At 41.7% G+C, this 23566-nt stretch carries 16 protein-coding genes; 11 read left to right on the forward strand and 5 right to left on the reverse strand.

The window, feature by feature from the left end; genetic code table 11:
* Positions 1 to 6: 6 nt before the first annotated feature.
* The 7 genes from BLT94_RS22135 to BLT94_RS00365 all read left to right on the forward strand — a co-directional run bounded on the left by BLT94_RS22135 (position 7) and on the right by BLT94_RS00365 (position 7486).
* Positions 7 to 426, forward strand: a complete 420-nt coding sequence (locus BLT94_RS22135) for a hydrogenase iron-sulfur subunit (protein ID WP_198408357.1) — start codon at positions 7 to 9, stop codon at positions 424 to 426.
* A gap of 146 nt (positions 427 to 572) precedes the next feature.
* A complete protein-coding gene (locus tag BLT94_RS00340) occupies positions 573 to 740 on the forward strand; it encodes an FAD-dependent oxidoreductase (protein ID WP_014956672.1) in 168 nt (55 codons plus the stop codon).
* A gap of 15 nt (positions 741 to 755) precedes the next feature.
* The gene (locus BLT94_RS00345; RefSeq protein ID WP_092229371.1) at positions 756 to 2117 is read left to right on the forward strand and encodes a 4Fe-4S dicluster domain-containing protein; all 1362 of its coding nucleotides are present in this window, start codon (positions 756 to 758) and stop codon (positions 2115 to 2117) included.
* A gap of 16 nt (positions 2118 to 2133) precedes the next feature.
* Positions 2134 to 3807, forward strand: coding sequence for a CoB--CoM heterodisulfide reductase iron-sulfur subunit A family protein (locus BLT94_RS00350; protein ID WP_217641214.1), 1674 nt, complete (start codon positions 2134 to 2136; stop codon positions 3805 to 3807).
* 112 nt (positions 3808 to 3919) lie between these two features.
* Positions 3920 to 4357, forward strand: coding sequence for a hydrogenase iron-sulfur subunit (locus BLT94_RS22140; protein WP_014956675.1), 438 nt, complete (start codon positions 3920 to 3922; stop codon positions 4355 to 4357).
* Between the two features lie 166 nt (positions 4358 to 4523).
* Positions 4524 to 5327, forward strand: coding sequence for a 4Fe-4S binding protein (locus BLT94_RS00360; protein WP_092229375.1), 804 nt, complete (start codon positions 4524 to 4526; stop codon positions 5325 to 5327).
* Between the two features lie 119 nt (positions 5328 to 5446).
* Positions 5447 to 7486 (forward strand): formate dehydrogenase H subunit alpha, selenocysteine-containing, encoded by a 2040-nt coding sequence (locus BLT94_RS00365; RefSeq protein ID WP_014956677.1) that lies wholly within the window; start codon positions 5447 to 5449, stop codon positions 7484 to 7486.
* A gap of 74 nt (positions 7487 to 7560) precedes the next feature.
* On the opposite strand, the gene BLT94_RS00370 is transcribed toward BLT94_RS00365, so the two are convergent.
* The 4 genes from BLT94_RS00370 to drmB all read right to left on the reverse strand — a co-directional run bounded on the left by BLT94_RS00370 (position 7561) and on the right by drmB (position 13931).
* Positions 7561 to 9153, reverse strand: coding sequence for an NERD domain-containing protein (locus tag BLT94_RS00370; RefSeq protein ID WP_092229376.1), 1593 nt, complete (start codon positions 9151 to 9153; stop codon positions 7561 to 7563).
* A gap of 150 nt (positions 9154 to 9303) precedes the next feature.
* Positions 9304 to 10899 (reverse strand): hypothetical protein, encoded by a 1596-nt coding sequence (locus tag BLT94_RS00375; protein ID WP_092229378.1) that lies wholly within the window; start codon positions 10897 to 10899, stop codon positions 9304 to 9306.
* A gap of 3 nt (positions 10900 to 10902) precedes the next feature.
* A complete protein-coding gene (locus BLT94_RS00380; RefSeq protein ID WP_014956680.1) occupies positions 10903 to 12042 on the reverse strand; it encodes an AAA family ATPase in 1140 nt (379 codons plus the stop codon).
* 26 nt (positions 12043 to 12068) lie between these two features.
* Positions 12069 to 13931, reverse strand: coding sequence for a DrmB family protein (gene drmB / locus BLT94_RS00385; protein ID WP_092229380.1), 1863 nt, complete (start codon positions 13929 to 13931; stop codon positions 12069 to 12071).
* A 360-nt stretch (positions 13932 to 14291) separates the two neighbouring features.
* Here drmB and BLT94_RS00390 point away from each other — a divergent pair, with 360 nt between their 5' ends.
* Positions 14292 to 15146, forward strand: a complete 855-nt coding sequence (locus BLT94_RS00390; RefSeq protein WP_092229382.1) for a DUF4405 domain-containing protein — start codon at positions 14292 to 14294, stop codon at positions 15144 to 15146.
* A gap of 160 nt (positions 15147 to 15306) precedes the next feature.
* Here the strand turns inward: BLT94_RS00390 and BLT94_RS00395 are convergent, their stop codons facing one another.
* Positions 15307 to 18672 (reverse strand): helicase-related protein, encoded by a 3366-nt coding sequence (locus BLT94_RS00395; RefSeq protein ID WP_175530219.1) that lies wholly within the window; start codon positions 18670 to 18672, stop codon positions 15307 to 15309.
* Between the two features lie 440 nt (positions 18673 to 19112).
* Between BLT94_RS00395 and BLT94_RS00400 the strand changes: the two genes are divergently transcribed.
* The 3 genes from BLT94_RS00400 (at position 19113) to BLT94_RS00410 (ending at position 23529) form a co-directional block, all read left to right on the forward strand.
* Positions 19113 to 20057, forward strand: coding sequence for a class I SAM-dependent methyltransferase (locus BLT94_RS00400; RefSeq protein WP_092229386.1), 945 nt, complete (start codon positions 19113 to 19115; stop codon positions 20055 to 20057).
* A gap of 107 nt (positions 20058 to 20164) precedes the next feature.
* Positions 20165 to 22375, forward strand: coding sequence for a molybdopterin-containing oxidoreductase family protein (locus tag BLT94_RS00405; protein ID WP_092229388.1), 2211 nt, complete (start codon positions 20165 to 20167; stop codon positions 22373 to 22375).
* A gap of 137 nt (positions 22376 to 22512) precedes the next feature.
* A complete protein-coding gene (locus tag BLT94_RS00410; RefSeq protein WP_092229390.1) occupies positions 22513 to 23529 on the forward strand; it encodes a type I glyceraldehyde-3-phosphate dehydrogenase in 1017 nt (338 codons plus the stop codon).
* Positions 23530 to 23566: the final 37 nt, after the last annotated feature.

Consider the following 23566-nt stretch of genomic DNA (forward strand, 5'->3'; position numbering starts at 1 on the left):
TTGAAGATGTCAAAAGATTTTAATCCGCGGATTTTAACATTTGCCTGCAACTGGTGTTCATATGCAGCAGCAGATCTTGCAGGTGTCAGCCGGTTTCAGTATCCGCCCAACATGAGAATTATCAGGGTTATGTGTTCAGGCGGTATCAATCCCAATTATATTTTGAAAGCATTTGAAAAGGGAGCAGACGGTGTTCTGGTTTCAGGCTGACACATTGGTGATTGTCATTACCTGGACGGTAATGTAAAGGCTCAGAAAATGTTTAAAATGACGGGTGAATTTTTAAAACTTTTGGGAATTGATTCACAAAGAGTCCGTATAGAATGGATTTCTTCTGCTGAAGGAACAAGGTTTGCAGAAGTTGCCAATGAATTTACTCAAACCATAAAAGCCTTGGGGCCTGCCAATATACAAAAGGTGGCCTGATGGGTGATAGTTTATATGAAAGTCCCGGTAAAGCCGGGATTAACTTTCAACCTTTGTTGCGGGCAAATCAGGGCGACCGGATTTTTGTGGAAAATGGTCAGGTTTGCCCCGTGGCAGTTATAAAAAGCGGTAACAGGAGGTAGATTGTGACAAAGGATATACTTGTCCTTGGCGGAGGAATTGCCGGGATTCAGTCTTCACTGGATCTGGCGGAGATGGGGTTCAAGGTCCACCTTGTGGAGAGCCTTCCTTCCATTGGCGGGAAAATGGCTCAGCTTGACAAGACGTTCCCTACCAATGACTGTGCCATTTGAATACTTTCGCCCAAGATGCTGGATGTCGGTCGACATCCCAATATAAAACTTCTGGCGTATAGTGAACTTGAAAAAATAGAGGGTGAAGCAGGAAATTTTACTGCAACTGTAAAAAGAAAAGCAAGATATGTGGACGAAAACAAATGTACGGGCTGCGGTGCCTGCGCACAAGCGTGTCCCACACCTGTTCTGGATTTGTATAATGAAGGGCATGCACAAAGAAAAGCCATATATTCATGGTTTGCACAGGGGATTCCATCCACCCATGCTATTGACCCGGATCATTGCCGGGTATTGACAGGAAAAAAATGCGGGATCTGCCAGAAAAAATGTGAAGCAGATGCCATTGATTTTGAGCAAAAAGATGCTATTCTTGAACTTTCAGTGGGTGCAATCATTGTGGCAACAGGGTATGATGTGTTTGATCCGGCTAAAATACCTGAATACCGGTATACCCAATTGGACAATGTGATAACTGCAATGGAATTTGAAAGGTTTTTATCTGCTTCCGGCCCTACGGCAGGGCATATTTACCGTCCTTCCGACCGGAAGGTAAAAGCAACCATATCAGATCTTGAAAAAAAGGTTAAAAAATCCCAAAAAGCATTGGACCGGTTTGAAAAGAACCATGGTATAAAAAGCGATGAATTTTATTCAGCCTATAAGGCCGGCAGTTTGAACCCGGGTGAAGATCTTGAAAAAGATCAGGACAAATGGGCTAAAAAATATGACGCTCATATTGAGAATGCGATTCCCCTTGAAGATTTAAAAGAAAAAGCCAAAGGATTTACAACTGCAAAGAATATCGCCTTTATTCAATGCGTGGGATCAAGGGATTTAAGGTTTTATCCTTTTTGTTCCGGATATTGCTGCATGCATTCCATCAAAGAGGCCATTATTGCTCATGAACATGACAATGACACCCATTCTGTTATTTTTGGAATGGATATCAGGGCTGTGGGCAAAGGTTTTGAAGAGTATAAAATTCGCGGGGGCAATAATTCCAATGTCTCCTATAAACGGTCCAGGGTAGCTGAGATTACAAAGAATGCAGATGAAAGTCCTGTTCTGATCTATGAAGATACCCAGAAACAGAAAGTGGAAAAACAGGCTTTTGATCTGGTTGTTCTGGCCACTGCCTGTGGGCCTGTAAAAGGAGCGCAGAAAATTTCAGATACATTGGGGATTGATCTGGACCGGTATGGATTTTTTAAAACCGATCCTGCAAATCCTCTGGATACATCTAAAGACGGCATTTATGTCTGCGGGTGTGCCCACAGCCCCATGGATATTCCTGAATCTGTTGCCCAGGCAAGTTCTGCTGCTGCAAGAGCAGCTCAGACTGTGATAAAAAAAAATGATAAAAAGGCATCATAAAGAAAGGTTGCCAAAAATGACTATAAATAATTTAACACCTTATGAAGAGCCTCGCATCGGTGTCTTTGTTTGTGACTGCGGTTCAAATATTGCCGGACATATGGATTGTACTGATGTTGCGGAATATGCCAAAACTCTTCCTCATGTCGTGTATGTAAAGGAAAATCTTTATACCTGCTCTGAAGCCGGGATTGGGGAAATTAAAAAAGCCATCAAAGAGCAGAACCTGACCCGGGTTGTCGTGGCATCATGTTCACCAAGAACCCATCATCCTTTGTTTTCAAGTTCCTGTGCTGAAGCAGGTTTAAATCCTTATCTTTTTGAGATGGTCAATATCAGGGACCAGTGTTCCTGGGTCCATATGGGAAAAAGAGAAGAGGCCACTCAAAAGGCCAAAGAGCTGATTGCCATGGGTGTTGCCAAGAGTGCCGGGTTGGAGCCTCAAAAAGAGATTGAATCTTCTCTGATCAGAAAAATTCTGGTTATTGGCGGGGGAATTGCAGGATTATCTGCTGCCCAGGCATTGTCAGACATGAATCTGGACATCATCCTGGTGGAAAAAACCCCCAGTCTTGGAGGTCTTTTAAGACAGGTTCATCATCTTGATACAGGGGGAAGTGCTGAGCAAACCCTTTCTGAAATTATTGATGATATTCAATCAAAATCCAATATTACTTGTTATACCAGTGCAACAGTCAAAGAAACGGGCGGATATATTGGTAATTATGATATTAAAATAGAGACACAAGATGGCCTGATTGAAGAACATGTCGGCTGTATAGTGGTTGCCACTGGTGCAGTGCCGCTCATCCCGGAAGGTCTTTATGGGTATGACGGTAAAAATGTCATCTCATTAATGCAGCTTGAACAATTGCTTAAAAAAGATGAGCTTGCTGCAAAAAGGGTTGTTTTTATCCAGTGTGCAGGAGCCAGGACCAAAGAAAAAGAATATTGCTCAAGAATCTGCTGTACCATTGGGGTTAAAAATGCCATGCTGATCAAAGAAAAATTTCCTTTGACCGATGTCAGGGTTCTTTATCGAGACATGCAGATGTATGGTACTCATAAAGAGCAGATGCTCTGGGATGCCAGAGGACAAGGTATCAGGTTTGATGTGTACGGCCCTGATAATCCACCACAAGTGGAAAATGGAAAAGTGACGTTTTTTCAAGCTGTTACCGGCAAGAATGTGGAAGTTGATGCAGATCTTGTTGTCCTGTCCACCCCCCTTGTGCCGAGAAGTGATTCAGGGTCCCTGGCTAATATGTTGCGTGTTCCCACGGACCAGAATGGATTTTTCCTGGAAGCCCATGCAAAGCTTCGTCCTCTTGATTTTGCTGCAGACGGTATTTTTGTTTGCGGATCAGGACGTTATCCTGCCACATCCACTGAAGCCAGAACTCAAGGCATTGGTGTGGCTTCAAGGGTGGCAGCTATTTTGTTCAAGGACAAACTGGTAAAAAGCGCTATTGTGGCACAGATTGATCCTGATTCTTGTGTGGGTTGTATGGCATGTCTTTCCATGTGTCCTTATGAGGCCATTACCTATAATGGGGATAAACATATTTGTGAAATCAATGAAATTCTTTGCAAAGGATGCGGGAATTGTGCAGCTACCTGTCCGTCCCACAGTGCGCAGCTTAGAGGCTTTAAACCCGATCAATTGATGGCACAGATCGGGGCGGCGTAACAGCCTGAACAGTCAGGAACCAATCGTATCAATCGTTGATCATAAATTGGAGGTTGATCGCAAATTGGACCCAAAGAGTGGAAACTTTAAATATATATAAGGAAAGAAGTAAATGAGCGACAATAATTTTGAGCCCCATATAGTATGTTTCCTGTGTACCTGGTGAGCATATGCAGCTGCTGACCTGGCTGGGGTCAGTCGTATGCAGTACCCGGCAAATATCCGTATAATCCGGGTAATGTGCTCAGGGAGCGTGTCTCCCCATCATATGCTACGCGCCTTTCAACAAGGTGTTGACGGTGTTTTTGTGGGTGGTTGACATTTGAGCGAATGCAATTACCTGTATGGTAATTATTCTACGGAAAAAAGAGTAGCGGTTCTTTCCCAGATGCTTGATTTCTGCGGTGTTGAAAAAGAGCGGCTTCGGGCCAGATGGGTATCCTCAGCAGAAGCACCTGAATTTGTTGAGGAGATCAACCATTTTATTGATACCCTTAAGAAACTTGGACCGTCACCATTAAAGAAAAAGTCATCTAAAAATGTTGCTTAACAGTTATCAAAAGGCTCATGACGACATCATAATAAGATTTTTGTTGTAGCCGTTATGTTATAGCTGTTACCGGTATGTTATAGCTGTTATTGTTATAGCTGTTACCATTATAGCTGTTACCATCATATGTTAAGTGTTAACTAAAAAACTTGTCATAGGTGTTTTTATGATTGATAGAGTAAAACAAAAAATAAACGAACTTCTTTCAGATGATTCTGTAAAGGGCGTTGTTGCACTTGTAACAGCCAATGGCCATGTGGCGCCGTGTTTGTTTCAAAAAGGTGATGATCTGGATAAGCTTTGCCTTGGAGATACGGAAAAACCCGGGGATGCAAGGTATCCTTTGAATAAAGTTCTTGTTACCATTGCAAGACAATATCCGGAAGATGTGTTTGGGGTTCTGGTTCGCGGGTGTGACGAAAGAGGTCTTTATAGCCTGTACAGACTGAATCAGCTTGATCCTGATAAAGTTATCTCCATAGGTATTACATGCCCTGAATCTCTTGCTCAAGCTTGTGAATGCAAAAAACCGTATCCGGATGAAATTTCAGCCGGAGAAAAAGCGGAAGCCGCCTCTCAACAGGGTGTGACAGATATGGACGACAAAGATCTTTTAACGCGTTTTTCTTTTTGGATGGAGCAGTTTTCAAAATGCGTAAAATGTTATGGTTGCCGAAATATCTGCCCCATGTGTTTTTGCAAGGAATGCAGTCTTGAATGCGAAGAACTGGTATCAAAAGGTGATCTTCCAGTGGATATACCGGTATTTCATTTGACACGGGCCATGCATATGGCTGACCGGTGCATAGATTGCGGGCTGTGTGAAGAAGCCTGCCCGTCTGATATTCCCCTGAGGCTTTTATATAAAAAGACTTCTAAAATCATGAATGATCAATTCGGGTTTACATCCGGGATCAATAAAAATGAAAAATCACCCTTAAGCTTAATGGGTCCTGCACCTGAAAACTAATGGGTTAATATAAACTGCCGCGGGCAGACCTGGTATTTTCACTTTGGTTTGCCCACAACAAAGGTAGAAAGTCAGTACTGGGTTTACCAGGACTTTCATATAAAAAAAGAGGAAAGATAATGGATTACAGGAATACGCTTACAACCTGCACCTATTGCGGGTGTGGATGCAACTTTTTTCTTGAGTCCCTTGATGGCAAACTCACCGGTACAACCCCCTGCAAGACCAGCCCGGTCAATGAAGGCAAACTTTGCATCAAGGGATGGAATGTCCATCAGTTTGTTCAATCCGACAAAAGATTAAAACAGCCATTGTTAAGAAAAGACGGGGAGCTGACCGAGGTTACCTGGAGTGAAGCTCTTGAGTTTACCGTATCAAAACTAAAGGAGATAAAACAAGCCAATGGGTCTGATTCCATCGGTTTTCTGGCATCAGCCAAAGTGACCAATGAAGAAAATTATCTCATGCAGAAGTTTGCAAGGGCAGCCATTGGTACAAACAATATTGATCATTGCGCCCGGCTGTGACATTCTTCCACAGTGGCAGGTCTTGCCGCATCTTTTGGCAGTGGAGCAATGACAAATGCAGTTTCTGAATTAGAAATATCAGACACCATATTTATAATCGGGTCAAATACAGCAACCTCGCATCCTTTAGTTGCCACGCGTATTTTCAGGGCAATTGAAAACGGTGCAAAAGTTATTGTTGCAGATCCCAGAAAAAATCAGATTGCAGATTTTGCCCATCTGTATGTCCGGCATAATCCCGGAACAGATGTTGCCTTGTTAAACGCGATGATGAAAGCGATTTTGGATAAAGGACTTGAGGATAAAGACTTTATTGCTGAAAACACAGAAGAATTTGAAGGGTTTAAACAGCTTATTGATACTGTCAGTCTTGAAGAATCGTCAAACATTTGCGGTGTGTCTGTAGAAGATATCAAGGCTCTTGCCGAGGCTTATGCTAAAGCTGATAAAGCCTCCATTGTCTATTGCATGGGCATTACCCAGCATACGACCGGGGTTGATAATGTAAAGTCCCTGGCCAATCTGTCCATGTTGACTGGAAATATCGGAAAACTTGGAACAGGGGTCAATCCCCTTCGCGGTCAGAATAATGTTCAGGGTGCCTGTGATATGGGTGGTTTGCCCAATGTATATACCGGGTATCAGCCGGTTACCCTGGGGGATGCCAACAAAAAATTCTCCCAGGCCTGGGGTGTGGATTTTTTGCCGTCCAACATTGGTTTGACAATTCCGGAGATGCTTGCCGGTATTGAAAATGACGAAGTTAAAGCTTTGTGGGTCATGGGTGAAAACCCGGTTGTTTCCGATCCTGATGCCAATCATGTTGTCAAAGCCCTGGAAAAGGTTGAACTTCTCATTGTCCAGGATATTTTTCTTACCCCCACGGCAAAATTGGCAGACGTAGTGTTGCCAGGAGTGTCATTTGCAGAAAAGGACGGAACCTTTGTCAATACGGAAAGGCGTGTTACACGGGTTAGAAAAGCTGTTGATCCTGTGGGTGAGTCAAGACAGGATTGGGAGATCATCCAGGAAATTTCCAACCGGTTCGGGTTTGAAATGGCTTATGAGTCTCCTGAAGATATCTTCAATGAAATTGCAAGCCTTACGCCGTCATATGCCGGCATTACCTATGAGCGGCTTGAAGGGCCGGGGCTTCAGTGGCCGTGCCCCAGCAAAGATCATCCTGGAACACCTTTTTTGCATAAAGATGGAAAATTTACCCGGGGAAAAGGTCTTTTTCATGCCATTTCTTATATCCCGCCCAATGAAGTTGCCAATGATGAGTATCCATTCTTGATGACCACGGGCCGGGTTTATGCACATTACCACACCGGCACCATGACCAGAAATTCCGAGTCCCTTGATTTTGAAGCGCGGGAAGGATTTCTTGAGATCAATCCTGTTGACGCTCAAACGCTTGACATCTGCGATGGCCAGAAAATCAAAATGGCCTCCAGAAGAGGAGAGATTGAAACAAAGATCATGGTTACAGAGCGGGTTTCACCGGGACTTGTATTCATGCCGTTCCATTTTGAAGAGGCCAATGTCAATAAATTGACCAACCCGGCCTATGATCCAATTGCCAAGATACCGGAATTCAAGGTGTGTGCTGTAAAACTTGAAAAAGCCTAAATATTCATAAAATCTAAACATTCATCAGGCGGTTTTATTCTTAAAATCGCCTGATGGTATATCCAAATACTTTTTTATTCGTGATCCCGATCTGATAAAATCAGGGAAAGGCTTGCTGTCGCTCTGCTCATCCCGACATATAAAAGCGGTAATTGTTTTTTGTCCTGATAATGATGATCAAGATCAATCAGGATGATGCATCTGTTTTCAAGTCCCTTGAAGTCTTGTATACGGGCATAGGAAATTTTACTGTTTGAATAAAAATTTTGAATTAAATTTTCATCCAGCACTTGGATTTTACTGCGGGATGAACGATTCAGCCGGGCTGCACAAGAATCCTTAAACGAAAAAGGGGATAAAATGGTTATGTCTCCAAGAGGTATACCTTCCATAGTAACCAGGCGATTCAACTCTTTGGCAAGTAAGATCTCAGGTCGGGTATCGCAACGATGGATAACAACATCCGGCCCAAACCCTGTTCCATCCGTACCCGTATCATATTGAGTGAGGCTCTGGATTTTTTTTAAAATCGGTGTTGTGTTCCTGCAATTTTTTTTGAGTGGAATGCAGACAGGGTTCATACTCAACAGGTAGTCCAGAGCGGCTTTTTCGTAGCAGCCAAAAACGCCGGATTGATGGTTTGTATCATGAAAAACAGCCCAGCGACCGTTTATAAAACCCCCTTTTAAAAAAGATTCTATTTTTGCAAGATCTTTAAAATTAAAAAGATCCTGGCCCTCATCCACGATCAGCACATCAAAATATTGAATGCAGCTTTGTTTGGCTTTGAGTTCCAGTTGATCAATGGTTGAAATAGTTACATTCTGTTGTCTAAGCCGGGCATGAAGATATCGTTCAAGCCACAAAGATTTGCACACAAACAGGACGTTTTTACAGGATTGAGCAAACCTTCGGCAAAGTTCCGCTGCCATAAAGGTTTTTCCGGTCCCAGCCCCACCGGCGCAGACAATTTTTTTGTTTGCCTGTGCAACATCCAGTAAACAAAATTGATCTTTGGTCAGTTTGCACATCCGGTCATGGATAGTGTCTAACTGAGCGCAAAGAGCCGGAAGTGTTTCAAATGCAGGACGAAGATAGGTTTTTATTTGATCAATATCCTGATCACAAAGCATTGCAGCGGTTTTGCGCATGTCTTTGGACTTCCAGTAGTGAACAAAAGCATTCAGCCAGGCATCAAAAAAATCAAAATTTTTTGCATTCAACAGGGTTGTTTTATCCCATTCAAGGGTATCAACTTCTAAATTGCAATCAGGGAAAATAACTCCGTATCCTATGCACATGCGGTCGATCAAGTCTTGACCAAACTGCTTTTTCAGATCATTTTTAATGGAGTGCAGGGCTTCTTGGGCCTGTTCAAAAGGACTTCGTCTTTTTACATGGTCTTTCCCTTTTTTGTCTGTAAAATGCCATAGTCCCTCCATATCCCTTGATACTGATCCGCCTTTTACTTCAAAAACAAAAAGGCCATGTGCGCTTAAAAGTACAAAATCAGCTTCGCCGAACCGCTGTTTGATATGGTGGGGCAAGTTTAAGGAATGAAAACAAACGGATTCAGGGTCCAGGCAAGGAGCTTGAGAAAATTTTTCAAATACCCTGATCTCAGCTGTGCTGTTTGTGTCATAGGGTTGACAAGGTAACATTCTCATGGGAATTCAATTTCTTTTTTTGTTAAAAAGCTTAGGAATAAGAATTAAATCAATCATAATTTACCATGAAGGACTTGAAGACCATATAGAGCCTACGGCCGGAAACAATTTTTTGTTCTTTGATTGTCCATGTTATTGAATTTGTGTTCCTTATGAATTAAACATAGTCTGAAAGTCCTTTTTTTCATCATCAGTCAATTGTGTCTCTTTTAAACTTGCTTTGAAATGATCTTTATCAATGGATTCTTTGAAAATTACGTTTCCGGTCAGCTTGATTTTTAATGTGCCGTCTTTTGAATAGTGTAAATCAAAAAGTTTTTCTTGCGGTACATTTATTTGCCATTGAAGCGAAGGCCAGTCTCTTGTTTTTGCCAATTGTACGGCACATTTTCCCAGTTTGTGATTGGTGTTCCAGGGTGTTTTCAGCAGCATTGCCTTTTCCCAGGAACTGCAATTTCCAGTCAGTTTAAAAGAAAAGTCAGCAGCAGAAAAAACATAGGCATGTTCTGCATAAAATTGATTGTGCCAGTCCGCCATAAAATTACAAACAGAATAACCCAGTTGTTTGTCCTGATGACGAATCTCTTCATCCATTTTTTTCCACCCCTGCCAGGCAGCATATAAAATATTGGCAAACAAAGTGATTTGCGGTGTTATCTCCCATTCTTTGATCATTTCTTTGTTTTTGCGAAAGCCGTATAAGTCTTTGGGATACAATAAAAAAAGCAACAGTCCTTTCATTATATTGGAGGCAATATCATGATTTTGGAAAAAAAATGCAGGATCATCAATGCCTTCAACAATGGTTGATATTTCACAAAATCTTTTTTCCAGTTTTTTGATGAGATCTTCATAGGAGCTTTTGGGGCTCTTTCGCAAGTCCTTGCTTTTTTTAAACTCTTGTTGCAGCTGATCTAAAAAAACAGAGGTGGTAATCCCGTCGTACGGGTCACAGGAAGACAAAAGATTGAGCAGATGCCACAAGAGTATCCCGTCAACATCGTCGGTTATTGCCGGTTTTTTCCAGATCCAGTGATAAAGGTATTTGATCTGTTCGGGCAATAGCGTCAGGTCAAAAGATTCCGGCGGCACTTCAATAACAGCTGCATCTATCAGTCTTTGAGACTCTGGCATTGGCGGCAGTGTTTGCAGCAGCATGGAAAGAACTCCGCCGCGGGCATCTGCCTGCAAAAAATCCTGGGCTTGGGGAATGTTTTTTGGGGCATCAATCTGCCTGGATTTGAAAACATCAAGGCTTGGGTTTTTATCAAAAATATCCTTGTCACTGCCTGTTTGATTAAAAATTTTTGCGTTAATTTTACAACTGAAATCATTGGGATGAAAATTGGCATATCTGAAATCAAGGAACCTGGTTTTTGCCTGTTTGGATTTAAAACAAATGTTTTTGATAGCTGTTACCGGAATCACACCTTGAAAAAAAACAATGTCTGCCGTGTAGTTTTTATCGAATTGCTCTTGCATCAGCAGACTTGATTTTTCCCAAGACAATTCAAGGGAAAGGATGACAACGTCAATATCATCTTCTTCTTGACACAGGTAAAGAAGCTCGGCAGGAATGGAATCTACGAATAAAGGGATAAAACCCGGACAAAAAGAAGAAAAATCTTTGTAATATTTTTTATATCCTTCCCTTGGACGGATGACGCCGGTGGTAATGATGCTTTTTAAATTTTCCGTGTTCGTGGCCATTAAAAATAGTTTTGAATCAGGTTTTGGTTTTGCCATAAATTAACACTCCTTTTGCTGCCATGTCTTTAAAACTTTTTTGTCATCCGGGAATTCATTCATGATTTTTTTTCTTTTATAGTCATTTGTATTGGCATCCATCAGAAAAAAAAGTCCTTTTCTCGCCCTTGAAATCAAAACATACATCTCTTTTCTAAATCGTTCATCTCCTGGAGCTGCAAGGGGAAAATTATGTAAATCAACGATAAAGACATCATCAAACTCCAGGCCTTTGGCACTTTTTGAATTGATAACAACAATACCTCCATGGTCAAATTCAATGGGCTTGTTTTTACTCCCCAGATGGTTTGCATATGTGTACAGACAATGAATGCCCAGTATTTCCAGTTGCCTGAAATAATACTGCCTGACCTTGTTGTTCGGCGTTATAATTCCGATCAAATGACCGGGATAGGTTTTGTGCCGACGGGCGATATGGCTGATCATGGCATTTAAGTTATTATATTCAAGCAATAATGGGATCTCGCCGTTTTTCTCCGGCAACTTCGGTGGATCGGCTGTTGTAGCGCAATAAAAGTGTTCTGCCAACTCAGCTATTTGACGGGTGTTTCGATAATTTTTAGTCAGTAAAAAACATTGATCTTTTTCAACATCAAGCCGTTCTCTGATTTGTTTGATGGATGAATTCATCTCAACAATCTGCTGGTTTTCATCTGCCGATACAATTACTTTTTGAAAGGTTTCATCCATGAATTCATAAAAGCCGGGAGGCATATCCTGTCCCTCGTCAATTAAAATAAAGGTATTATGATCGGTTTTAAGGTCTATTCGATCCAAGATTTCCATGATCATATCCCAGTCATATTCAAAGCTTTTAATCTCAGGCGGCAGCATTTTAAACTGAAGTTTGAAAAAATGCCAGAACCAGCTGTGCCAGGTTTTTATGGAAATATCATTGGCCAGGCTCAAAGACATTTTTTCCAGAATTTTATTGTACAAAAGACATAAACACTCTTTTTTGTTTCGTTTTAATTTGTCCGCCAGAATAAGAAATATGACGGTTTTACCCGTTCCGGGTGCCCCATAGACAAGGGATCTGTCTTTTAATTGAGTTTTTCTCAATACCCGGTCCTGCTCTTTGCTCAATTCTTCGTATGTGGGAAGCCTGAAGTTGTTTTTCATTGAATCAATTTTTTTTATATGATTGCTTATGGTTGATTTTGTATGAAACTGATAAATCCTTTCATGTGATTGACACCATTGCCAATAATAAATTGCCGGTCTAAAAGACAGTTGTTGTAAATACAGCTGACTTCCGGCAACAAAGAGCAACCGTGGCAGGCGGCCCTGTTTAACTGGTCGGGACCCTGTCCCTCATGTTCGGCACATATGGGGTCATAGGTGCAGTGGTCTGCTTTTGCCATGGCCTTGATCCAGAGTTTAAAAAAGCTGTCAGGTTTTCCATGTTCGGACAATCCCCCTAATGAACCCATTTTATTGGGAACGGCAACATAGATTAAAATACCATTGATGGTTTCACTGCAAAAGATTTTTTCTTTTATGGATGATACTGGATAACCTGATGTAAATTCCAGTTTTCTTATGATTTGATGAGCAATGGTATGCAAAAGAATAAACCTGGGAGTGGCTTTAACCTGATTTCTAACAAAGCCGGAGGTTTTCAGTCGTTTTTGTATTGTTTTTGCACGGTCGCGGCACAATGGATCTGATTCCCACTGGCTCACTTTTTTTTCATCCAAAGAAAAGAAAATGCCTTCTCCGTAAAGTTCACATGCTGGAAGCCAGTCTGTCTTTTTTCCCAGGGCAGGGCCGATCAGATTCCCTCTTGTGCCCACCTGCCGGGTAAATCCGCAAAACACCTGGATTTCCCTTAACCTGTTAATAATGATTAATTTTTCTATGGCTTTGCCGGTTTTAATGGTTTTTTCGGGGATATCCTCAGACTCCAGGTAATCTTTCCATTGAGCTGTCTGATGTTCGGTGATAAACCGCTCGTGTTGTTGAATATTTTTGTATTCAGTGCAGATGGCCTTATATTCCGCTTCAAGCATCTCATTTTCACTTTTAACTGTATCTGCCTGGATTCCATAGTTTGGCCATCCTTCATTGAGATCAGCCAGGGCTTTTTTTACTTCATCTTTGCTGGTTTGAAAATGCCTGGCAATTTTTTTGAGTGTGCGTTTAACGGTCCTTGAGTTATTGTTTTTCAGATCTTTGATAATCTGATAATCATCATGCTGTCTGATTTTTGCCCGGATATCGTGTTCATTGATTCGGGATTCCGGCGGAATATCCAATGCCGAAGCAATATCTGCAAAATGGATACGGGCATCTGTTAAGGGCATGGCAACGGGCGGGTCGTTTTCCAGATTTTTTCTTTCCAGCAGCCATGGCTGGCTGCGCATGGTCTGAACACGGTTGGTAAAAAAGTCTTTGTTTCTCAGGCCGCTTAAATTAAGGGGTTGCGACTGGCAGGCATCACATTTGAGGGTAAGGCGGCCATGGGGATCTCTTGTTAAAGTCAGTTGATCCTTTGACCTGCAATTTTTATTTGCAGCTTCGTCATAATGGGCCATGTTCGCCCATGGCAGATCATCAAGCCAGCCGTCACCCGATACTAAAACCCAGGTTACAAATTCAAGTTTTCCGTTACAGATTTTTTTTGCACGGGTTGTATCACACTTGAGCTCTTCCACAGAGTTGCTTTTTTTTCCCATCCAGGGCAGGTAATGAAGACGGCCGCATTTCTGGCACACCATCCATGACGGAAACCGCACTACAGGAATTTTGTTTCCCAGCAGTTTGTTTTTAACATGGGTCAGTGTAGGGGGGGTTAACAGCTCAACATCTTGAAAGCCTTTGTGTTTGAGCCATATTTTTAAATGTTCCCGCACAATGGAGATGGGCTTTCCCAGAGGTTTTCCAGCCTTGTCTTTCCAAAAGCTTATGTCGCAAGGCACAAAGCATTCGCTGCCGGCCCTGCAAATAGCCCCCACCGAACACATCCCTATGGTTTTGGTCTGTCCCACTGTGATGGTGTTCTTATCCATTTTATTGCCTGCTTGTTTATTGCCTGCTTGTTTAAAAAGAACAGGATTTCTTGTTTAAGGTCGGTTAATTTGAGAAATAAAATGTTTATTTTAATCACACAAATCCATACAGTATCATATTATAATCCGTCAAGGAACTTTCAAAAATCAACAGCATAAAGGTTTGATTCTCATGTGCTTGGGTCAATCATCCTTTAAAATTGATTAAGGTGCTGTTTGAGGTCTTAAATAGTTGTAATAAATTTTAAAACTAGGGGTTTTTACCTATATACAAAGCTGATTTTGGATGGTAAAAATTTTTTATGGACTTTTTGAGTTGCATCTTACATGAATAATATTCATAGAATGAGGTAATTTTTAATGAGTATGAGAAGAATTATATCACTTACAGCTTTTTTATCATTTTTTGTTATGCTTCTGACAAGCGTTATTTTGTATATCGTTCCTCAAGGTCGTGTTGCCTATTGGGCTGACTGGAGACTTTGGACTCTCTCAAAAGATCAATGGGGAGCAATTCATATAAATGCTGGTTTTCTTTTGCTTTTGTCAATTATATTGCATATTTATTATAACTGGAAACCAATTGTTCTATATCTTAAAAATCAAGCTAAACAGATAACAATTTTTACAAAAGAATTCAATGCAGCTTTGATTTTAACTCTAATATTGGTAGTTGGAACATATGTTGAAATCCCTCCTTTTTCAACAATCATAAATATAAGTGATGGTTTTAAAGAATCAGCGGCAAAGGAATATGGAGAACCTCCATATGGACATGCAGAACTGTCATCAATTAAAACTTTTTCAAAAAAAATGAATATTGATTTGAAAGCCGGAATCAAATTTTTGGAAGAAGCAGGTTATAAAATCAGTCAAGATACCCAAACCCTGAAAGAAATTGCCAAAGAAAATAACATTTCACCACAACAAATCTATTTGATTATCTCCCGAGAATCAAACAAAGAGTCATTATTTTCAGGAAAAACTACTACTCTGCCTGAAAACCCACCTCCAGGAACCGGAAATTTGACTTTAGCGGACTTTTGCAGTCAATACAATCTTAATATCAAAATTATAACAAGGTCATTGAAAGAATCAAATATAGTATCAAAAGCTGATATGACCATCAAAAAAATTGGTGAAACAAACAAGATAAGTCCAACTGATATCTACGAACAGATAAAATTAATCACAAGCAAGAATCTTGAAAATTAATTTATAAAATTATTTGCAAAAATGTAATGATGAAAATTTGCAGAAAATGGTTGTTTTTCCTTGGTAAGGCAATAAAGCAAAGCCATATCAAGTCAAACAATTGGGAAACTAAAGTGGACACGGTAAGGTGCAGAACCGTCAGAATCTGCTGAAAAAAATATCAGCGAGGCACCATAAAATAAATCCCGCATTCATCATCCACCTGCCGCATGGATTGCAGTGTCACCCAGCTGTCATCATCTGTTTGCCCCATTTTTTTCTCATTGTGCCGTTTTAATAACGGTTTTTTATCTTTTGAATGGCTTTGATACTGGAGCGGTGCCTTAAAAAGGCCGTCTCCACCGCTCATGTCATTCCACTCATACAATAAATTTTCAATATGCTCTTTTGTTGTTTTACCCTTTTGAGGTGATGCCATGCTGCAGCGCCGTGTAAGGCAAAAAGCTGCATGCCTGATCTTGTCATCTTTAAGATTGATTTGATTCGCCATATTGTTGCCCATAAGACCTGCTCCATGGCGCATCACAATAACCAAGGCTGCATGCAAAGCTCTTTTCCGGGCAGGTGATGAAAACGGGGTTAAACTGGTCGGTTCAACAAATCTGTAAAAAGATTGATGATAGGCTTTGAAATTTTCAAAATGGGACATGTCCCGTGCATGATTGCGAAAATAGTGGGTCACCACGATCCCGGGGACATTGTTTCGTCCAACCCGGCTGCCGGCCTGTATATACTCGCCTGTTGTAAAAGGCTGGCCATTGATGACCATCAACCCCAGCCGGGAGATATCCAGGCCCACAGACACCATATTGGTGCATAACAGAACGCAAATAGCCTGGTTGTTTTCTTCTGAATAAGGAATCTCCAGATCATCCAGATATTTTCTGATTTCATTGGCATTTCTATTGCTGGTCAATTCGGCAATGCCGCTTTCCGTATATAGCCTTCTTGTGTTTAAAAATGCATTAATGATTTTTCTTTCCCGGTCGTCATCATTTTTGGATACTTTAAATTTTCTGCAAAACTCATGAAATCCTCTGGATAAGGGATCTGTTTGACCCTGTTCGTCATCCAATAACCTTCGGATATACAATTCCAGGTATTTTCTGACATCATCCCCGATTAAATTATGGGTGATTCCAAGTCCCCTTAAACTGCCGTGATAGGCTACCAGGGTCCACCATGCATCCTGAATGCTTTCATCCGAGTAGTTCCAAAGGGAAGGCGACAGCAAAAGAGCAGCACCCAATGGCGCAAAAGATTCGGTTCGTTTGAGTCCCGGAGAATAATAGCCCAGGTATAAGCGTCCTGGTTTTTCTTTGTCTACCCTGGCAAAAAAAGAATCTTTCCAATTGAGTCCAGGAGACGGAAAAATGTTCACATCACGGGCATAAAGCTTTTTAACCTGTTCTTTTGCATTGCGAATGGTTGCCGTGGATGCAATATATTTGGGACAGTGGTCTTTGAGTCTTAAAACCGTATCAAATCCGGCTTCGTACACACCTGCAATGGTTCCAAGCTCTCCTGCGATCAGGTGCAGTTCATCTTGAATGATTAAATCCGGTGGCCGAAATGGACCGGTTCCCCGGGACGCATTACCCAGAAAGATGGTGGTATCCTTATTCCATGCAAACATGGCAAATTTGTCAATTGTGGCAAGCAAAAGCGTGGGCGGATGCTGATACAGGTGTTCATCCACCACATTGATCGGAAGAACCGGGTTGGTGCTGCCGCCAAAATCACAGCCGCTGTTGGTGCAGCAAAAGTAAAATTGTCCTTTATTTGCACAGAAACCCGATTTTGATATATCCGGGTTTAAGGAGAGTTTTTTTCCGCACCAGGGACATTGTGTGACGACAAATTTTTCAAGGCCTGTGCCATTGCCCTGTAATGCATCATCCAGTATTTTTTCGGCATCTTTAAAGTTGTTGGGTGAACTTGCTCCACCCACCCATAACCCGGCTGTTATGGGTTCTGACCCCAGCAGTTGAGGGTTTTTCCTGCGCAAGAGTTCAAGTGCGCACATGAGTATGGATGCCCGCTGGAATTGCTGTATGGTAAGAAGCCTTAATGTATATCTCATGATCACAGTGGTTCCTGCCCCGGCTTGGGGAAAGCGCATGCGCCGGTAGGTGACAAGAAATGCGATGATGGCAAGATAGGCTTCTGTCTTGCCGCCTCCGGTCTGGAACCATAACAGATCAACCAGATCCCGGTCCGGATTGTTTTCGTCAATTAACGAGGGAAGGGTTAGCAACAGAAAACCAAGCTGAAAAGGGCGCCACAATGGTTTTTTTACCTTGCGCGTCTGCATATACGAAAGCATGGCTTCATGGGCAAAAGAAAACGCTTTTGCCACCATGGGATCATTCAGGCAGTTTGTTCCTTGGTTCATTCTCTGTGCTGTTTTTTCAAGCCGCTTTAACATTGTGAAGGCTGTATTTTGCTGTTCTAAAGGCAGGGCCTTGGACTCTTTGTATAGCCCTGCTATCCAGGTTTCATAAGCTTTTGTAAACCCGGTCAAGTTTTTTTGAATTGTTTTTGGCTGGTGTTCGGTTTTGGCAAGGCAGGACAATTGAAGCACTGTATTGTCAATTACACCCACATCCGTTTTCATCAACGGGACTTCATAAGAAGGAATAAAACAGGCTTTGATTGAGGTTATGCAGCCATTGTTTTCGGACCAGTCCGGAGAAACGCCATGCCCGATGGCATAAACGGTTTTGTCTGCGTAAAGCAATTCAAATTCTTTGTCTTCTTGAGCCATTGTATCAATTTCATTGCCGGGATAGGGAAGAACCGTTCCTGCCTGAATATGGCAGTCAAAAGACAATTGGAACAGATGGGTTTTTTCCCAGGCTTCAGGATTGATTTTTTTTGCAACAGCACAGTTTACAATGGAAACCGTTAAAATATACCCATCCTGATGATTATTGTCGGGATAAGGCCGCCATTTCACATGAAGTTGAGCAGATGCTTGATTGTCCTGTTCAAGTTCTTGATGGTGCAGTATGGGGATGGGGGTTTCATCATTCAACTGCTGATCGTTTTCAGGCACTTTGAGTATGATGCAATCTTCGTGATTTGGGTTGTCGTCCGGCAAGGCACAGCGTTCCCAGGTTTGCCCGGGTTCTTTTGTGTATCTGGCAGCCTTGAGAAGCACTTCTATGACAATGTTTTTGTTTACAAAAAAGCTGAGTCCTACGGCTGAGGGCGGTCGATAACGACAAACAGAGGAAGCCTTTTTGGCTTTGTTTTGTTCGATAGGGCTTTCTTCCACGCCAAACACCGGCTTTTCATCTGCCTGGTCATTTAAATCATCAACTGAACTACCAACTGAATCATCAGGTGAGAACCATTCATTGGACGGGTCTTCCATGTGCCCGTACAATATACCGCAGGAATACAGGGAGGAAGGGCGTATCTGGTTTAATTGTTCGTTTGATTCATAAAAAGGGCCTACAAGGCATCGTTTAAGCCAATCTTTTATCTCTTTTCTTGCTTTTGTGAATGTGTTGTCAGGCATAAGAATAATAAAATTCTTTATTATTGATTTAAAAAGAACGCAATCCCTCATTGGACGGGGTTAAACTTAAAAAAAATAAAATCTTTGATTTTCAATCACACAAATCCATACAGTATCGTATTGTAATCCGTCAAGGAAATTGCAAGATTAACAGGTTTAATCGAAAAATGAGAAAAAATTGCTAAATTAAAAAAGATGAGATGTTTTGATTCCTTCCGGGTTGACATTTGAAAAGCATAAATTTACGTTAAGGGTTTGATATCGGTCAAACAAAATCAGAATTTTTAGCCTTGGTTACTGGCATGAGGTGCTGGTGGAAAAGGTGAAAAGAATATGAAAAAGAAAAAACAATACACTGATGAACCAAAATTCAGAGCTATCTTGGCTCAATTTATTTCATTGGCGATTTTAACATTTTAAATATAAACAAAGGTATATGCATGAAAAAATGGTTGCAGGAACATTTGATATGTCCTGAATGTCTTGACTCAAAAACAGCATTGACGCTTGAGATACAAGAAGAACACAATGATGATATACTTGAAGGAACATTAAATTGTCCGGGCTGTGGAAGCAGATATTTGATTCAGGAGGGCGTTGCCGTTATTGTTCCCCAAAAGACACTGCCTCATACCAAGGGGCATACAACATACAATTCCCAAAGCATGATGTCAGCCTATCTGTGGAGTCATTATTCTGAGTTTTTTAACGGTCCTGATGCCACGGATGCCTACCGAAAATGGGCGTCTTATTTCAAGCAAACAGATGGCTGGGCATTGGATATTGGATGTTCTGTGGGGCGCTTGTCCTTTGAGTTGAGCAAAACACACACCTATGTGATTGGAGTGGATACTTCGTTATCTTTTATCAAAAAAGCCCGTCAGCTTTTATCTGATAAAAATCTTGAGTTTGATCTCATTGTGGAAGGGCATATCACAGAAGAGCGTGAATGTGAACTGGATCCGGAATACGATTATAACGCCACAGAATTTATTGTGGCCGATGCTCTGGCTCTTCCCTTTCGTTCCGATCTTTTTGCCACAGCTGCCTCTGTCAATATTTTGGAAAAGCTGCCTGATCCGATTCAGCATTTAAAAGAGGTGAACAGAATTTTACAAAAAGAGCAGGCAAACTTTTTATTCTCCGATCCTTTTTCGTGGGATGAAAGTGTTTCAAGTCCGGATCTTTGGATAAGCGGCCGCAACAAAGGCCCTGGCAAAGGCCGTGGCATGGATAATATTTGCCAATTGATAAAAGTAGAAAACAATGTGTTTGATCCTGGTTTTATCATTCAGGAAAAAGGGGATGTGCTTTGGAAAATCAGGAAAACTCAAAATTTATGGGAACATATCACATCCCAGTTTGTCATTGGTAAAAGAGATTAAAAAGAACTGCCACGGCAGACCCGTTATTTCATCCATATTTGCCAACAGCAAAGCATGAAAGTCATTGTTGAGATTTTTGAAGACTTTAATATAAAGGAGAGTTTGTTTTGGGAAGAAAGCAGGAAGGCATCTGCGGACTGTGTTTTCACAGCCCTGGTTGCGGAGTGATTGTTCATTTTGATGAAGATGATAAAATTGACAGATTGACACCTGATCCGGATGCTCCGTTGGGCAGTGTATTGTGTCCTATTGCCGACAGTGCAAAACAGGTTGTCTACTCTGAAAAAAGAATTCAACAGCCATTGAAACGGGTAGGGCCAAAGGGGACTTTGAAGTTTGAGCCGATCAGCTGGGATGAGGCCTATGATATTATTGTTGAAAATCTCAATAGCCTGAAACACAAATACGGCCCTGAAACCGTTGGATTTTATGCCGGAACCGGTTCGTATGAGCGCTCTTTTAAAGATATATACCAGTTGAAAGGGTCCAAGATCTATCTGGCCAGCAGTATTTTATTTCCTTTTGGATCACCCAATACTTTTGGAGTCGGTGCCCCCTGCTATACGTCTCTTGGTGTTCTGGCTCCTCAATTGACCATGGGATGTCTTCATACAGACATGTTTTCAGATGTGGATAATTCAGATCTGATTCTTGTCTGGGGAACAGATCCTTCCACCTCCACGCCTCCTGAAATGTTTGGACGGCTTATCACGGCAGCCAATGAAGGTGCCCGTATTATCGTAATTGATCCCAGGCGAACAAATGCAGCCAGGCTGCCCGGCAGTGAGTGGCTGCCCATAAGGCCTGGATCTGATGGCGCTCTTGCACTGGGGTTATCCCATATACTGATCAGGGACGACTGGGTAGATGATGTTTTTGTTGAAGACTGGACATTGGGATATGATGAATTTGCAGAGTATGTAAAGGAATTTACTCCTGAATATGTGGCTCAATTGACAGGCATTGAAACTGATCGGATCGAACAGCTGGCTGAGGAAATAGCAGATTCTGAAGGGGCCAGCTATGTCATGTATACCGGACTGGAATATACCAAAAGCGGTGTCCAGAATCTTCGGGCTGTCATGGTACTCTGGGCCTTGGCAGGGCAATTTGATGTGGAGGGCGGCCGGTGTTTTGCCAGGCGGGAAAATTTGATTCCTATGGATAAAAGCTGTCAGATTCAAACCCCTGGATATGAAAAATCCATTGGAAAGGGCCATTTTCCAGTGTATTCTTATTTTTGCGGCGGAGAACCCCATGCAAACCTTCTGCCCAAAGCCATCCTTGAATCAGAACCTTATAAAATACGATCTTTGTTTGTTCTGGGGGCTTCCATTTTGACATCATGGCCAGACCCGCAGTTATGGCAGAATGCGTTTGATGAACTGGATTTCATGGTTTCCATTGATCTGCAGCTCACAAGGGATGCTGCCTGGGCTGATATTGTTCTTCCCGCCACAACTGCGTTTGAGCAGGAATCCTATTGTTATTATGGTAATGCGCTGAGGCTAAGAAAAAAAATCATTGAGCCTGTTGGCCAGAGCAGGTCTTGTTATGATATCCTGGCTGAACTGGCAAATCGTCTGGAATACGGGCATCTTTATCCCCAGGACAGCAAGACGCTTATTGAACAGATAGTTAAAGGGACCGGTCATACCATGGAGGATCTGGAACAGGCCCCGAAAAATACAGTCAGGGGTAAAACTCAACCCATGGTTTATCGAAAATGGGAAAAAGGATTGCTCAGAAAAGATGGAAAACCAGGATTTGAAACACCCTCCGGGAAGTTTGAAATCAAGTCCACCATTCTTGAACAATTTGGATATAATGGTTTGCCCAAATATGAAGAGTCCATAGAAACTCCTGTCAGCAATCCGAGGATGCTCAAACGTTATCCCCTGATTCTCGGCACCGGCCCTTTTAAACCGGATATGAAGTCCTGCCTGAGAGCCATACCTGATTTTATGGAAAAATATCCTTATCCCATGGTCCAGATGAACCCTGAGGATGCTGCGGCACGAAATATTAAAACCAAAGATCCGGTAGTGATTAAAACAGCCAGGGGATCGGTTATGATGCGGGCCTATCTCACCGAAGATATCATGGAAGGATTTGTCTATGCTCCGGTTGGCGGCGGAGGCCCTCAGGGGACGGATGAATGGAAAAAAGCAAATGTCAATATTTTAACAGACCTTGAACAATTTGATCCGATTTCAGGATTTCCTGTTTATAAGACCTTGCTGTGTCAGGTTAAAAAGAAAAAACGTCAGCGCAGAGGCATTGCTGTTCAAGATCCCAGTCTGGGATGTGTAGGGTGATAAAATAAACTACAATGATGTTTTCAAAAATAAATCGTTCTTCAGGTAGTTTACCATTAAATTGCAGGAAGGTTTATGGTATAGATGCGTCAAAGATTTCGGGATAAGAAAATAACAATGGATAATATGATTTAAATATGAAAATTAATATTGCAATCAACGGGTATGGCAGAATCGGGCGTTGTATTACCAGGGCTTTGTATGAATCTGAAAAGTTTTATGACAAAATTAATCTTGTGGCTGTCAATGAGATGGCCGATGCAAATACCATCTATCATTTGACCAAATATGATTCCACACATGGCAGGTTTCCTTTTAATGTTAAAAATGAAAAATCAGCTCTGGTGATCAATGAAGATCACATAAAAATATTGCAGGAAAAAAATATTGTCAACCTTCCCTGGAAAGACCTGAATATTGATGCCGTACTTGATTGCACAGGAATTTATAATGACAGGCAGGCAGCAGAGCTGCATCTTCTTTCAGGAGCAAAAAAAGTTGTTTTTTCACAGCCGGCAGCAGATGAAATGGATGCTACCATTGTGTATGGAGTTAATCATCATATATTGAAAAAAGAGCATACTCTCATCTCAAACGCATCCTGCACCACCAATTGCATTATCCCTGTCCTTCATGTGCTTGACCAGGTACTTAAAATTGAAAGCGGGAGTATCACCACTATTCATTCTGCCATGCATGATCAACCCGTAATTGATGCTTACAATCCAGACTTGAGAAAGACCAGATCAGCCCTGCAGTCAATCATTCCTGTGAATACAGCCCTGGAAAAGGGAATTTCAAAAATATTGCCGTCCATGGAAGGAAGATTTGAAACACTGGCCATCAGGGTGCCCACAACCAATGTGTCCATAATGGATATAACACTTCTGGTAAATAAGGATACCAATATCCAGGCTGTAAATAATGCACTGACCCGCGCATCTGAAAACGACTTGAAAAATATTCTTGGGGTGACGGATGAACATCTGGTGTCATGTGATTTTAACCATGATCCGAGATCCTCTGTCATTGATCTTCACCAGACCCGGGTCAGCAAAAATAGGCTGGTTAAAATCCAGGCCTGGTTTGATAATGAATGGGGATACTCAAATCGAATGCTGGATACAACTATTGCTGCATTTGAAGCAAACTAGACTGTACTTGGATTCTTATCTCTGATTTTAGTGTTGT

This window comes from Desulfobacula phenolica, from assembly GCF_900105645.1.
Classification (GTDB): domain Bacteria; phylum Desulfobacterota; class Desulfobacteria; order Desulfobacterales; family Desulfobacteraceae; genus Desulfobacula; species Desulfobacula toluolica.